The 15,098-nt window shown below is 38.8% G+C and carries 14 protein-coding genes and 1 riboswitch; of the genes, 2 read left to right on the top strand and 12 right to left on the bottom strand.

Annotated elements, in window-relative coordinates:
* Positions 1-76: 76 nt before the first annotated feature.
* The 12 genes from F3D3_RS17555 to F3D3_RS17500 form a co-directional block, all read right to left on the bottom strand.
* Complete coding sequence (locus tag F3D3_RS17555; RefSeq protein ID WP_069875760.1) at positions 77-1,798, bottom strand: methyl-accepting chemotaxis protein; 1,722 nt, start codon at positions 1,796-1,798, stop codon at positions 77-79.
* Positions 1,799-1,933: 135 nt separating this feature from the next.
* Positions 1,934-3,136, bottom strand: coding sequence for a YibE/F family protein (locus F3D3_RS17550; RefSeq protein WP_069875759.1), 1,203 nt, complete (start codon positions 3,134-3,136; stop codon positions 1,934-1,936).
* Positions 3,137-3,142: 6 nt separating this feature from the next.
* Positions 3,143-4,654 (bottom strand): alkaline phosphatase, encoded by a 1,512-nt coding sequence (locus F3D3_RS17545; protein WP_069875758.1) that lies wholly within the window; start codon positions 4,652-4,654, stop codon positions 3,143-3,145.
* 168 nt (positions 4,655-4,822) lie between these two features.
* Positions 4,823-5,638 (bottom strand): methyl-accepting chemotaxis protein, encoded by an 816-nt coding sequence (locus F3D3_RS25010; RefSeq protein WP_069875757.1) that lies wholly within the window; start codon positions 5,636-5,638, stop codon positions 4,823-4,825.
* 13 nt (positions 5,639-5,651) lie between these two features.
* Positions 5,652-6,425, bottom strand: a complete 774-nt coding sequence (locus F3D3_RS17535; protein WP_069875756.1) for a GNAT family N-acetyltransferase — start codon at positions 6,423-6,425, stop codon at positions 5,652-5,654.
* 173 nt (positions 6,426-6,598) lie between these two features.
* Entirely contained in the window at positions 6,599-7,522 is a 924-nt protein-coding gene (locus F3D3_RS17530) for an ABC transporter permease (protein ID WP_069875755.1), read from the bottom strand.
* A complete protein-coding gene (locus F3D3_RS17525) occupies positions 7,519-8,586 on the bottom strand; it encodes an ABC transporter permease (RefSeq protein WP_069875754.1) in 1,068 nt (355 codons plus the stop codon). Before F3D3_RS17525 ends, F3D3_RS17530 begins: the two co-directional genes overlap by 4 nt.
* On the bottom strand, positions 8,580-10,091 hold the full coding sequence (locus F3D3_RS17520) for an ABC transporter ATP-binding protein (RefSeq protein ID WP_069875753.1): 1,512 nt from the start codon (positions 10,089-10,091) through the stop codon (positions 8,580-8,582). The genes F3D3_RS17525 and F3D3_RS17520 overlap by 7 nt, the downstream gene beginning before the upstream one ends.
* Before the next feature lie 13 nt (positions 10,092-10,104).
* On the bottom strand, positions 10,105-11,259 hold the full coding sequence (locus F3D3_RS17515; RefSeq protein ID WP_069875752.1) for a BMP family ABC transporter substrate-binding protein: 1,155 nt from the start codon (positions 11,257-11,259) through the stop codon (positions 10,105-10,107).
* A 19-nt stretch (positions 11,260-11,278) separates the two neighbouring features.
* Positions 11,279-11,866: a xanthine phosphoribosyltransferase gene (locus tag F3D3_RS17510; protein WP_069875751.1), complete on the bottom strand. Its 588-nt coding sequence runs from the start codon at positions 11,864-11,866 to the stop codon at positions 11,279-11,281.
* A 201-nt stretch (positions 11,867-12,067) separates the two neighbouring features.
* Positions 12,068-12,170: riboswitch (purine riboswitch) on the bottom strand.
* Positions 12,171-12,219: 49 nt separating this feature from the next.
* Positions 12,220-12,789 carry a DNA-3-methyladenine glycosylase I gene (locus tag F3D3_RS17505; protein ID WP_069875750.1) on the bottom strand — a complete coding sequence of 190 codons (570 nt, stop codon included), beginning with the start codon at positions 12,787-12,789 and terminating at the stop codon, positions 12,220-12,222.
* Positions 12,790-12,802: 13 nt separating this feature from the next.
* Positions 12,803-13,321 (bottom strand): GNAT family N-acetyltransferase, encoded by a 519-nt coding sequence (locus F3D3_RS17500; protein ID WP_069875749.1) that lies wholly within the window; start codon positions 13,319-13,321, stop codon positions 12,803-12,805.
* 238 nt (positions 13,322-13,559) lie between these two features.
* Here F3D3_RS17500 and F3D3_RS17495 point away from each other — a divergent pair, with 238 nt between their 5' ends.
* Both F3D3_RS17495 and F3D3_RS17490 read left to right on the top strand, forming a co-directional pair.
* Entirely contained in the window at positions 13,560-13,979 is a 420-nt protein-coding gene (locus F3D3_RS17495) for a DUF6323 family protein (RefSeq protein WP_069875748.1), read from the top strand.
* Between the two features lie 10 nt (positions 13,980-13,989).
* Positions 13,990-14,967 (top strand): DUF6179 domain-containing protein, encoded by a 978-nt coding sequence (locus tag F3D3_RS17490; RefSeq protein WP_069875747.1) that lies wholly within the window; start codon positions 13,990-13,992, stop codon positions 14,965-14,967.
* The last annotated feature ends 131 nt before the right edge of the window (positions 14,968-15,098 follow it).

The raw sequence follows: 15,098 nt of genomic DNA, 5'->3' as shown, positions 1-15,098 counted from the left end.
AGGACCGCTAAAAATGCTCGGTCCCTTAGTGACATCATTGTCCTTCAGTCTGCTGATAACAGACCTGTTCTGGCATTTAAATTTTATAGGTCCCAACGAGGTCATTGAGTTCATTCATCATGGTATTAAGCGAATCTATACTTGCTGTGATTTCTTCCACATTTGCACTTTCCTCTTGAGAGGCCGCATTTATGTTCTCAATATTAGCAGCATTCTTATTAGAGATCGAACGTATTTTTTCTGTATTTTTCACCACACCAGATTGCAACTGTGTTATGGAACTGATTTTACCCTCAAGTGACAATACGTTTGAAAGGATTTCATTGATATATTGTTCTGTGACCGTATACTGTTCTATTGTACTTTTAATTTCTTGATTTGAATCAATAATCAGTCCATGATTTTTACTTGTAATTTCATTTGAAGCTTTGATTTCATCTAGCACGGTTTTGATAATCACATCAATTTTTGACACAGACTGCCCAGATTCTTCCGCAAGTTTTCTAATTTCCTCAGCGACAACTGCAAAACCTCTGCCTTGCTCACCTGCCCTTGCTGCCTCAATAGAAGCATTTAATGCAAGCAAATTGGTCTGTCCTGCGATACTTCTAATGGTTTCTATAATACTCAAGATTGCACCTGATTTTTCAAAGAGATCGTTCATTTTGTGATTTAATAGACTAAAGCCTTCTTCTGTCTCAGAAAATTGCGATTTCATATGGTTCATTTGTCTACTAGATGTTTCGGTACTCTTCTTCACATCTTCACCGTCTTTAATCGCCATTGCGACGGCTTTAGACATATCTGTAACATGGTCAGAAAGCGTCATACTATCCCGTGAAAGATTTTCCATATTAGAAACCTGAACACTTATATTTTCAGCATTTTCACCAAGAGCTGCCGTTGTCTCTTCAATCATGCCCGAAATGGTATGACTGGATTCCTGAACCGCTGTAAAGTTGTCACTGATACTATTTGAAATATTTTGAACCTTTGTGATAAGCGCTTTATTATTGATTTGAAGGCTCGCTAATGCATCCGCTAGATACTTAAATTCCCCTTTGTAGTGGGTATATATATCTTGAGATAAATCGAACTGCGCAAGTCTATTGCAATCATCTGCCAATGTTTTAATTGGACGCAAAGCTCTGTTGATCAGCAATGTCAAAATAATACCGATTAAAATCAAAGCAATCACGGTAAAAAAAATCATCTTAATAAACGTACTCACAGTCTCTTTCATCTCGTCCGTCACATCAAAATCTACACCTAAATAGGCAATTACTTGATTTTGACTGTCGAAAACGGGAAAGTAATTGACAAATAAAAGCATATTTTGATATTTCTCAAAGTCTCCAAAGATCGGTTTTTTTGTATTTGAGACTTCTTTATACTTTGAAGCATATTCTGATTCTACAGGGTCTAAAAAAGGGACTGAACCCTCTTGATCCGTGAGATCATCCACTAAGTAAGCGTATCCCGTATCGGTTTTTACAACAATGTGCAAAAATTTAACAGCAGCTGCATCCCCAACCACCATTAGATTCTCTTTAGTGCGTTCATATGCTGGACTTTCTTTGCTGTTTGCCTGCATCAATTGCTCAAGTGTCGTTTCGTCGAATCTTAAAGCAACTGCTTCTGTCACACCATTTGCAATATTGACCATCCTCTTATTGAGTTCGTCCGTCAAAGTGTAATAAGTCATACCAGATGTAAACACAAGAAGTATAAGTATTAAAAATATCGTAATTTTAACAACTTTTGTACTGATCCTATTCTTTATTTTTTCATTAGCCATGAATAAACCTCCTGAAATATATGATAACACTCCTCATATTAACACAAATTTTTCGGAAATTCATTAACAAATGATTAGAATATTGGGGCTTTTGTATGAACAATTCATTACCAATACCCTAATCATCTCTTTGAGCTAAATACGACTGTCCAATACATGTTCGCCTTGAGCTTGAGCTTGAGCTTGAGCTTCTGCTTCTGATACACTTTCTACGTGCTTCCCCAGTAACAAGCCACTTGTGATGGCTGTGAACGGTGCCACAGTCACAAGCCCAAAACTCCCCACAAGCGTATGCAAAATTTCTGATGAAACATACTTGAGGTTAAAGATATTGAGTATTGGTGTGCCCTGAGCGGTGAAGACCATCAATAGTGCAATATACCCACCAGAATAGGCAAGTAAGAGCGTGGTTGTCATGGTACCCATAACGGACCTGCCAACATTCAACCCCGATTTTATGGCTTCCTTTTTCGACAGCATTGGATTTTTTTCCATGAGTTCATGAACGGCTGATGTGATATCAACCGCCACATCCATCAGAGCACCCGATGATGCTATGAAAATACTGGCTATAAAAATTTGGGTGAGTTGTAAATTCTGATAGCCTGAATAGAGCAAACTCTCAGAGTAATTCATGATGGCACCGTGAATTTTAAAACGGCTCACAAACACAATCGCAAGAACCGCTGTGAGTAAAGTCCCCAAAATTGATCCCAATATAGCTGCAAGGCTTCTTCTGTCCATACCAAATACCATAGAAATAATGCAAACCGTCAAAGTAATCGTGGCAATCAAGGCAATAACAATTGGGTTGTATCCCATTAAAAACAAAGGAATCAATACCTTCCAAATCATTAAAATGGTCACTAAAAAAGACAAAATAGATCTAAGACCAATTAGTCCCGAAAAACTAACCAACGCAAGTCCAAATAAAACCACAAGAATAAGTTCAAGATCTAATCTATAGTGATCGATTAAATTGATATACTTAATGCCCGTTTCATCGTAATCGATCACACAAAAAACTCTATCCCCAGGGATAAAGACTTTATCAAATTCCAATTTTCCCATCAACAAATTCGTGCCTTCAAAGACCGACCCTTTAAACTGACCCTTTAAAATTTCAACTTTACAAGTTTGTTCCCCTGTTTGAATAATACCAGAACTTCTCATCATGCTATTATCCGTCTCAAGGACTCTCGCAGGCACACGTTCGGTATTTTGATAGAGGTCTTGCTCAAAAGGATTGGGGATTAGCAATAAAACAATTGCTAATCCCATTGTGAAAAGTGTGGGTAAAAAATGTTTGTTTAAAAAAAGTTTACTTAAAATCTTCATGGTCGACTATTTAACATTTGTTAAAGCTTTTAATTTAACAAATAGATCTGTATTGTCATAGTAGCCATTAAATAAATGCGATCCTTTTCCATTTGCAAATACTGCTACTGGAACACCTGTATGTGAATACGATGTCCAGCCAATACCTGATTTGTTGTTTAAAAGATGCGTCACTGCAATCGAAAGAGGTTCATATCCACCATATAACAAATATTCTTCTTCACCTGTCTTGCGATCTGCTTTTGCGATCATACTCATATCGTACGCGCTTTTCAATTTCTTGTATTCATAATCTGAAAGTACCATTTCAGCATTTTTACTTGCATCTACATCCGTTTGAGTCATAAGACCAAATTGAGCCTTGATGTCTTTAAGAACGGTTTCAAAAGGTGTTTTATTGGTTCTATAAGTCTCAATTGACTTATCAAACACTTCATATGAACTGTCTTGATTTGATAAATTGTCTAAATAAGTGCCGTATTTAGTCCCCGCAAATCCGATTGTCAAACCACCGGTTTCATGGTCACCTGTTACGATGATCAGTGTATCATCAGGATATTTTTCATAGAATTTAACAGCTTCTGATACGGCATCATTAAATGCAATGGTATCTTTAATACTTGCCATAGCATCGTTGGCATGACAAGCCCAGTCAATTTTACCGCCTTCAACCATCATGAAGAAGCCCGTTTCATTGTAAAGTGTGTCGATGCCTTTTCTCGTGAAGTCTGCAAGCGATAATTCACCTGCTTTTCTGTCAATTTCGTAAGGCAATGCGCTACCCACAAGTTCAGGATTGATTGCGATTACTTTCCCAGATGCTGCTGTAAGACCTAAAATGCTCTCTTTTGTATTCGCTACGGTGTAACCCTTTTCTTTTGCAATTTCTAAAATATCTTTTTTGTCGCTGGCTTTTCCTGTTTGTTGAAGGAATCCTCCACCTCCAAAGTAATCAAAATCACTGTTTACAAGTTCAAGTGCGATATCATAGTAATTGTTTCTTGAAGCTTGATGTGCATAAAATGCAGCTGGTGTTGCATGGTTAATCGGCACTGAAGAAATTACGCCTACTTTATAACCTTTTTGTTTTTTAAGTTTTTCTGAAATGGTCTCATAGGCAATTGATTTTTGCTCATCCATGTTGATGACTCCACTTAACGTCTTAAATCCAGTAGATATTGAAGTTGCTGTAGAAGCTGAATCTGGACAAAATGAAGATGAATCAAATGTCATTGCAGAACCTGTCACTGGAAATTCAGTAAAGCCTAAGTTCTTACTCTCTACTTTTTTGCCTTCAGAAGCAACAGCGCCTAGATAATCACTAGCAGCTGTAAACTGCGGATAACTCATACCATCACCAATAAATAGAAAGACATATTTCGGTGCTGATCCACTCCAAGTGTTATCCGTAGTAATTGCTTGAGCCGCTGGATTCACGTAACTAAGTGCAAACGAACCCCCAATCATGAGCGTTAACACCAATAAGCTTGCAATCATTTTCTTAAATAAAGTTTTCATGTTTCCTCCCTAAATCGTAAATTATCTACCTCGAACAGTTCTTCACGTTCTGGTTCAGTATAGACAATTCTTGTTAGGAGAAAATACGACTCATGTAAAATTGATGTTAGGACAAGTAAATTTCTTGTGAATTAATATTGGCTTTTGATACGCTATCGTTAGAGTATTTTATAAATGTGTTAAATCCGTGAGGATTTCTGATGTTGCTGTTATTTCTTCAAGAGCTGCCGCCATATCCTCAGTTGCTATAACTTGTTCTTTGGATACATGCTCTATCTTTGACATCTGCTCAACAATTCTAGTGATCAAGTGATTCATTTCCAAAAGCGTTGCAGAAACTTTTTCAGATGAATCGGCACTGACCAGCGCAAGATTTCTCATTTCTTCTGCAACCACTGTAAATCCTCTACCATGAGTTCCTGCTCTTGAAGCTTCTATAGCAGCATTCAAGCCTAACATATTCGTCTGTTTCGCCACTTTTTTGATCAGCGACATAATTTGATCACTTTCTTTTACGGATGATGCCAGGAGTTGACTGACATCTACGACCTCAGAGATCATTGAAAACAAAGATTGCATGCCATCATTTACCTTCATGACATTATCTGTTGTGGCTTCAAGTGTGACAAACAAATCTGCTGATGCAGATTCTATCTTTTTGAGATGTTCAATATTTTTAGAGATACCAACACCACCCACGATTTGTCCATTGCTATCCTTTATTGGATAAGTAATCGCTCGAAAAGGCACCCCATAAATTTCCATTGGGACAATTTCATTAACCGCGATACCAGAATAAATGGTCTTATATAAAGCTTCTTCTGGCTTTAAACGATCACCTGTTTTCGTTTTCAAATCAATGTCACTTGCTGGAAAATAGGCAATAAACTTCTCTTTATCTGCTATTGCCACCCCAAAATCCTCTTGAAACATGTTACTCACATTGGCCAAAACGGCCACATGTGCTTCTAATAAATTTTCCATCCTACTACCTCCCTCAAATATGATTTGGATAAAATCGATAAGAATACCCGACGGGTTCATACCCCATTTGGATATATATTGAGGCGCCCATTTCTGATGCATCCAGTACTGAAAAAGTAGCCCCTTGATTTAATAGAGCTTTAGTCAGTGCGTACGTCAGCTTTGAACCATACCCTCTTCCTCGATATGCGTCAACTGTGGCAATCATAAAAAGGCTTCCTACAGTCGTCTGCTCATCATATTGACAGATATAACCGATACCAGCCGATACTGCAATATCACCAGCATACCCTAATGCCAAAATATACCTTGAATCTTCAAGTGCATGAGTAAACAATTGGATCATGTGTGAAAGATCCATCTCCGGATTGTTAAACATGCCCTCTGCAATTACCTTACACCATTTTCTCAACGCATCATCACTTTTAACCTGAATTGTGTTAAACAGATGATCGGATGCACTGGAATTGACGAGAGATGATGAAGTTGCGATCATAATTGGCAATTTTTCATAAGGGATGCCTCTGTCTAAAAGCGATTCTATCTTTTCGTTATTGCATTCAGAGGCTCCCAAAAAAATAGTAGGCGGCAACTGATTGTAACAGATTGCCTTGAGCATCTCATCCACATGAGAAACCTCAAAATCATATATTGTACTACTGTATAGATAAGGTCTAAGGTCCATATATTTTACGGGATAAGTGTCTACAACCACACGCTGGTCTTTTTTTGCCAAATTTTCAAACAATTCATTTCTGTTTTTTTGAATCACAAGGCCATAACCCATGATCTCTTATACCTCCTAGGCTCTCGTTCTAGGTTTGCGTTCTGGTTCAGAAATCTGAAAAAAACAATTTTATCATTGTCCGCCTACACTTCGTTTTGCTGGACACGTTTTCGTCTAACCGCTTAGAGCAGGTTGAACATTCCTGACTCTAAGCTGGACGAAAACTAATGATTTTATCGTTCTTCTCTAAAATAAGGCACACTTAGACCTTGAGGCGGTGCACTTTCTTTAGAATGTTTAACAGAACTCAGTACCAAAACAATAATAGTTACTAAATAGGGTAACATATCCAGAAGATTTTGTGAAATGTTAAATTGTTGCAGACGAAAACCAATAATACTGAGCCCGCCAAATAAATAGGCTCCGAAAAGCGCTTTATAAGGATTCCATTTGCAAAAAATCACCAACGCTATGGCGATCCAGCCTCTACCAGCAGTAATGTTATCCTGCCATTGAGGCACTTCAACGATGGATAAATAAGCGCCCCCTAATCCGCATAAAGCACCTCCCATTAAAATGTGGACATACTTATACAAATTGACGTTGATGCCAGACGCATCTGCAGCCGCAGGATTTTCACCCACAGCAACTAAATTCTGTCCCAATCTCGTTTTATAGAGATAAATGCCCACTAAAACCGCTAATAAATAGCCGAAGTATATAAAAATATCCTGATTAAATACAATTTGTCCAATAAAAGGTATCTCAGACAATAGCGGAATTGCCACAGGGTTATAAAAATTGATGATACCTTCGGATAGTTTTTGCCCCACGAAAGCTGTACCGATATAACTGGATAGGCCTGTTCCGAAAATTGTGAGGGAAAGCCCTGAAACAACTTGATTAGCTCTTAAAGTCACCGTTAAAAACCCATAAATGAGAGCAGAGGCTGCACCTGCAATCATAGCAGCGATCATCGCAAAAATCGGATTTGAAGTGTAAAGTCCCACACCAAATCCCGCAACAGCTCCTATGAGCATCATCCCCTCAACACCTAAATTCAGGTGGCCTGCTTTTTCAGTGATAAGCTCACCAAGCGTTGCAAAAAGTAACGGTGTCCCCGCAATAATCACAGCAGTAAAAAATGCAGTTATCATGTGCGTTCCTCCTTTTTACTCGATTTAGGCACTAATTTATACTGAACAAAGAACTCACTGCCAATGACAAAGAAAAGAATAATGCTTTGTAGAACATCCGCAGCTGCTTGTGGAATTTGAAAAGCCGTCTGAATGAAACTGCCGCCTTTGATCATAGCCGCAAACAAGATCGATACAGGGATAATCACAGCGGCATTAAGCGCAGAAAGCCATGTGGTGATAATCGCCGTATAACCATAACCCGCAGAAAGTGAGGCTGTGAGCGTCTGATTAACGGCCGAAGCCTCCATCATACCCACGATACCACAAAGACCGCCACTGACAAAAAGCGCACTCAAAATCACTCTGTTCACATTGATCCCAGAATATTTAGCGGTATCTATGCTCTCGCCTACCACCGCGATCTCATAACCTTTTTTGGAATATTTCATCATAACAGCGACCACAACAACGATGACTAAAGTGATGAGCCATCCCGCATGAACCCCTAAAATTTTAGGTAAAATAGCAGCGTCAGAAAAGTTCGCAATTTTTGGAAATCCCATAGATTTTGGATCTTTCCAAGGCCCATACTGCAAGTATGTGATCCACTTGATGGCAATATAGTTGAGCATCAAAGTAATAATCGTTTCATTCGTATCAAATTTGACTTTTAAAAATGCAGGCAACAAGGCCCATAAGCCACCGCCAATAAAACCCGCTATGAACATCATCAGAAGTAAAAGCGGTTTGGGTACTGAGTCAAAATTCAGGGCAATAAAACTTGCAAAAAATGCACCCATTAAAATCTGACCTTCACCACCGATGTTCCAAAATTTCATTTTAAAAGCGATCATGATGCCAACGGAAGTCAAGATTAAGGGGATTGAGATGGTTAAGGTGTCCTTAATCCTAAAAACCGATCCAAATGCCCCCATAAACATAGATGAAAATACGTGTATCGGATTATGACCCATAATTGCAATGAAAAGGCCCGCTGTAAAAAGTGCACATAAAATTGAAAAAACGCGGATTAAAGCTGCCTTGTCAGACGTCATATCTGTTCGTTTGACCATTCTTAACACGATATCGCCTCCCCTGCCATCATTAAACCTAGCTCTTCCTTGGTCACCGCATCCGCTTTTACGATCCCTGTGATTTTACCATCACAAAGCACCATAATGCGATCACAAAGTTCTAGTAACACATCAAGATCCTCACCGATAAAGAGGACTGCAACCCCTTTTTGTTTTTGATCATTGATGAGGTCATAAATGGTATGAGATGCACCTATATCAAGGCCCCTAACTGCATAAGCGGTAATGAGTACATGTGGATTCGTTTCAATTTCGCGGCCAATGAGGACCTTTTGTATATTCCCACCCGATAACTGCTTGATGGGATGATGAATGCCTGGTGTTTTAATCTCAAGTTGATTGATCATATGCTCACATTTGGCCATAATCGGTTTGCGCTTTAAAAAAATACCTGTTTGATTATGATGCGCTTTCAACAAATAATTATCGACCATATCCATAGAGGCCACTAGTCCCATACCCAGACGATCTTCAGGAATAAAGCTCATCGTTATCCCACGTTTTATAATCGCCCTTGGTGAAAGCCCCAAAATATTTTCAGCGTTATACGTAATAGAACCCGAGTTCACCGCATAAAGACCCGCAATAGCCTCACAGAGTTCCTTTTGACCACTTCCCACAACGCCTGCTACGCCAAGAATTTCCCCTTCAAAAAGATCAAAGCTTACACCATCAAGCACTTTTACTTTGTCTTGATCATAGGCGACTAAGTCCGCTATTTTTAAAGCCGCATTGCCGCGATTCACTTGTGGTCTTTTAATGGAGAGATTGACCGCTTTCCCAACCATGAGATCCGTCAATTCTTTTGGTGAAGATGCTTTTGTTTTTACAGTGGCCACTGTTGTGCCCTTATGAAGTACCGTTACGCGATCTGAAATCGCCATGACTTCATGGAGTTTATGCGTGATAATGATCACTGCACAGCCTTCTTTGGCCATGTTTTTTATAATTTTGAAGAGTTTTTCTGTCTCTTGAGGTGTTAGAACCGCTGTGGGTTCATCCATAATGAGAATGTCTGCTCCTTGATATAAAACTTTCAATATTTCGACAGATTGTTTTTCGCCGATTGACATATTGTATACTTTTTTATCAGGATCTATTGGAATGCCATAGTTTTCTGATATCGCTTTTATTTCTGAACTGATTTTCTTCTCATTAACAAAAAGTGATCCAGCCTGTCCAAGAATGATATTTGCCTTGGCTGACTGCACCTCTACGAGTTTGTAATGCTGATGGATCATACCGATCTTTTGATTGATGGCGTCTTTTGGGGAATTGAACTTAACTGCTTTACCATGTATAAAAACAGAACCGCTGTCAGGCTTGTAAATACCTGACAGCATGTTCATAAGTGTACTCTTGCCTGCACCGTTTTCACCGAGCAATGCGTGAATCTCACCTTTATTTACACTAAAATTGATATTGTAATTAGCTCTAACCGACCCAAAAGTTTTACAAATATTGTTCATTTGCACGAAAACTTCTTGTTGCATCGTGAGCTCCTATCTATTCGATTTTACCTTCTACACCTTTGACAAACCACATCATGTTTAGCATTTCTTCGTCTGTTAAAGATTTACCTTCTTCTACAGCGACTTCCCCCGCTTGATTTAAAATAGGGCCTGTAAATACCACTAAAGAGCCGTCTAAAATCTTAGCAGTTGCCGCATCAACAGCTTCACCAGCACCAGCAGGTGCATTTTCTGTAAGTGGCGCAAGTTTTACGACATCATCTTCCATACCACCCCAGTACGCTTCGGATTTAAATGTACCCTCCAAAACGCTTTGAACTTGTGCTGTATAGTATGGACCCCAGTTCCAAACCGGTGCTGTCATGTAGGCTTTAGGTGCCATAGTGCTCATGTCAGTATTGTAACCGATTGAGAATGCGCCTCTTTCTTCAGCCGCTTGTTGAGGTCCTGTTGTATCTTGATGTTGAGCGATGATATCTACCCCTTGATCTAACAGTGAAATTGCCGCTTCTTTTTCTTTTGCTGGATCATACCAAGTTGAAGTCCAAACCACTTTCACAGTTGCATCTGGATTGACAGATTGAACCCCTAATGTAAAGGCATTGATGCCTCTGATTACTTCAGGAATTGCGAATGCAGCGACATAGCCAATTTCGTCAGTCTCTGTTTTCATGCCCGCAACGATACCCGAAAGATATCTCGCTTCGTACATTCTACCAAAATAACTGGACATGTTTTCAGTTGTTTTGTAACCTGAGCAATGGAAAAATGCAACTTCAGGAAATTCTTTAGACATTTTTTCAGTGTAGTCCATATGTCCAAAGCTTGTTGCGAAAATAACTTTAGCCCCTTGGTCTACCATATTTCTGATCTCTTGTTCTACTTCTTGAGTCTCAGGAACAGACTCTTTATAGATGGTTTTTACACCTAATTTTTCTTCTAAATATAAACGGCCTTGATCATGTGCATAAGTGTAACCGCCATCACCAATTGGGCCAACATAGATAAAACCAACGGTTAAATCTTCTGGCGCGATTGTTGAAGCTACAGGTTCTGTCGCTGTAGACTCTGCTTGTGCGGGCTCTGCCGGTTTTTCTGCATCAGCTGCTGGTTCTGCTGGTTTTGATGAACATCCTGTCATTGCAAAGATTAGCATAAAGACGACCATTAATGATAATATTTTTTTCATTTACTCTTCTCCTCCTAAGTTAACGCGTTTGCTTTTGTTCGATAAAAGTGATTTTTCCATCTTCAAAACGATTTACAATTGCCAAAGATTCTAAGTGGATATGCTTATCTCTCAAAATTTGCCCACCTTCTTGAAATCCCTTTTCAATCACAATCCCGACGCCCTCTAAAGTGGCGCCTGCTTGCTCAAGAATCTCAATGAGTCCAAGTGCCGCACGTCCATTCGCCAAGAAATCATCCAAAATTAAGATGTGATCATCACTGGATAAATAGCGTTTTGAAACTTTGACATCATAATAAGCTTCTTTAGTAAAAGAATACACACTGCTTTTGTACGTCTCTGCATCTAAATTCTTAGATTGTACTTTCTTAGCAAATACCACAGGGACGTCAAAATAAATTGCCGCAATAGAGGCGATACCAATTCCAGAAGCTTCAATCGTTAAAATCTTAGTGATTTGATGATCTTTAAAGCGTCTGTGAAATTCCTTACCGATCTCTTGCATGAGCCTAATATCCATTTGGTGATTTAAGAAAGAATCCACCTTTAGGATTTCAGGTCCCACTGTCGTGCCTTCTTTTAAAATTTTTTGTTTTAATAATTCCATTCACTTTTCCTTTTTATCTGTTTTTAGATGCCACAACCTGATTTTCACTGATGTTTTCAAGCTTAATTTTCGAAGAAACCGTTTAGTTCCATGTTGGTTGTATAAAAAAACTCTGCCAAAGGCAGAGTTCCTGAAAAACTTGAGATATAAATATAGCAATAACACTACATTGATCAGGTGCAGTATCCTACTATAGATATACTCAAATTTTACCGAACCCGTAGCCTGTAACTATTTAAGGTAGTTTGTAGAAACGTTTGAACCCTATTATCAAACTTATACGAGTAAATATTAAATTTTAAAGTGCCAATTCCATCGTTTTACTATACCACTAAAGGTCCAAAAATTCAATCCTATATTTGCACTTCGTTATATCTAAAACAATCCACCGTATGATCATTCACCATACCCACAGCTTGCATATATGCATAACAAATCGTTGTGCCACAGAATTTAAAGCCTCTCTTTTTGAGGTCTTTACTCATAGCATCGCTTTCAGGTGTACTCACAGGCACCTCTTTCATGTGCTTAAAGGCATTTACAATGGGCTTGCCTCCGACGAATTGCCAGATATAAGCATCAAAGCTCCCAAATTCTTCTACCACCTTTAAATAAGCCACTGCATTGCTTCTCACTGAAAAGACTTTTAATCGGTTGCGAATAATCCGCGCATCCAGTAAAATGGCTTCTAACTGTTCATCCGTATATGTCGCAAGTTTGTGGGGATCAAAATCTTCAAAGACGCAGTTATAGTCTGCGCGTCTCTTTAAAATCGTAAGCCACGAAAGCCCTGCCTGAGCACCTTCAAGGTTGAACATTTCAAATAGTTTTCGGTCATCATGTACGGGGACGCCCCAATCTTTGTCGTGATACTCGTGATTGAGCTCGTGGGACAAGGCCCATTCACATCTTATTTTTGACATAATATCTGCCTCCCTACAACATATGCACAAATTCCCGATATTCATGCTCCAAAATCGACATGATCACCATAGAGTCATATTGTCCGTTATAAAATGTACTTTCTCTCATGATGCCCTCTTCCACAAAGCCTTCTGATTTATAGAGGTGACGTCCTCTCTCGTTATAGGTCTTCACATCTAACCATAAACGATGCGCCTTTAACTCATCAAAAATATATTGCTTCATTAATATAAAAGCCTGACGCCCATAGCCATGTCCTTTATCCGTAATGACAATCCGTCTGAGCTCTATATTGTTATTATTGTTTTTAAGCCCTGCAACGAGCATATAGCCCACCTTTTTACCCGTTTTTGAATCCTCAATAGTAATGTGCATCTGATCTTCATCTCCAATCGCTGCAAGATGCTGTGATACAGTCCATTGACTGACGAATCTTGAATTCTCGGCATCACCCTCAGCGGTCTTTACGAACTCCAAATCTGCAGATAACGTGGCACGACATTTGATGTGTTCATTCTCTATGAAAATCATATATTCACTCCATTCTATAAACCCTTTTTATTGAGATCTGTTGCTATAATCATATCACATTGTCTAATTAAGGGCAAAAAAAAACACGCACACCCGTCTTGCAAAAAACGAGCGTTCGTGATAATATATAACATTATAGAGTTGCAAATTATAAACGTCACTACTCTACTATACATTAGCATAGAACTACCTTGTTTGTCAATAGCTTTTACTAAAATTTAATTTTGAGGAGGCAAAAATGTTTTCGCTTGAACTCTTATCTCAAAAATTAGCGCTCGAAGAAATACTGGAATCCAACGATCGATCTGGCCTTTATGGCCTTAAATTAACCTCTGAAGACGCTCTGGTTCTAATCGAAGCTAGGAATCAGGCTTTGATTTCACATGGTCGTATAGAAGTCGGTAGTGCCACCATAGGTAAAATCATTGAAGCCTTTTTAGATTCCCCCTACATCCAGCAAGCGGATTATGTGGAGATTTTAGACGATCTCATCGAAACCTTTTATTACATGAAAAACGAGATGTTCGAAGTCCTATCCGATGATGAACTGATTGAATTAATGGTAAAATACTACAATGGCAAGTCAGGCGGTTCAATCGAACTTTTAAGAGATCGGGATTTAGACAAGGTTTTGCGACATATTCACAATAAATTTTAGGAGGATTCAATTGACTCATATTTTAATGAAAAAATCAAATTACACAGCGTTTATTCCCAATGTTGAAAAATGGACATTTTCCATGCTTGAATACGGTTTGCAAAAAGGTAGCATTGATGCAAGTCAAGTGGAACAAGTTCAGATTGATATTATGAAACTCATGAGCGACAACCTACTCAGGTATACAAAAGGCAAAAGCGCTTCCGTTAAAACAGACGTGGGCATAGACTTATATAACGGCGTGGTCTACACTATTGATGCTTATTTCAGATCGTTTAACGATATAGACGATGCTTTTGAGAAGCTTATGACTTTTAACGTTTCAAGTTTTTATCACGAAGGTAAAAATTATCTCAAAAAAAAATTTACTCAACTAGAGCTCTCCTACAAATATCTCAAATCCATGCATTTGGGAATTGCCATTGATGCCTATACAGATACCATTTATCCAGGACTAGAACTTTTTTTCAAAACTTACGATTGTGAATATATGCCCAATATCACCAGCGGCATGATTGACTATCCATTGTTTTACGATCCTATGAAAGAAATAGGCTTATGGTACTGCGAATACTATATCAAGACCTTAAATTTAGAAAATGATTTCTGCCATCACTACGATGAACACGATCTCGTTTTGGTGGTGACGCTTTATGCAAATCATTATGATATGGCCCCCGAAGATCTGATCAACAACATTACTGAAATACTCATTAAACAGTCCATTGCTTCTGTTTCCCTGGGCAGAGCCGTTCGCTCGCTTCGGTTAAGTCATGAGGATATGCTTGCACTTTACGTTCTTTTTTCTACTCACGATAACCCAGAATCCGTGTTCACAGATGCCTTTTACAAAACGATTGAGCGTTTAATGCCAAGTGAAAAAAACTACTTCAGCAAAGGGTTCCCGCCCCTTTTGACACAATTTAGAGTTGCACTAAACTCTGGAAACTTATCACATTTTTTTACGGTAACCAACGCCACTGTATAATTAAAGGGCCCAGCGTAAGCCGGACCCTTTGATGCCTAACTCGTTAGAGTATAGGCCACCTCTTTATTTTCAAATTAAACGCCCCCTTTCGATTGGATTAACCGGTCAAGTTCATTATCTCATGACTGCCA

It is taken from the genome of Fusibacter sp. 3D3, assembly GCF_001748365.1.
Taxonomy (GTDB): Bacteria; Bacillota; Clostridia; order Peptostreptococcales; family Acidaminobacteraceae; genus Fusibacter_A.
This window is presented reverse-complemented; position numbering and strand designations above follow the sequence as displayed.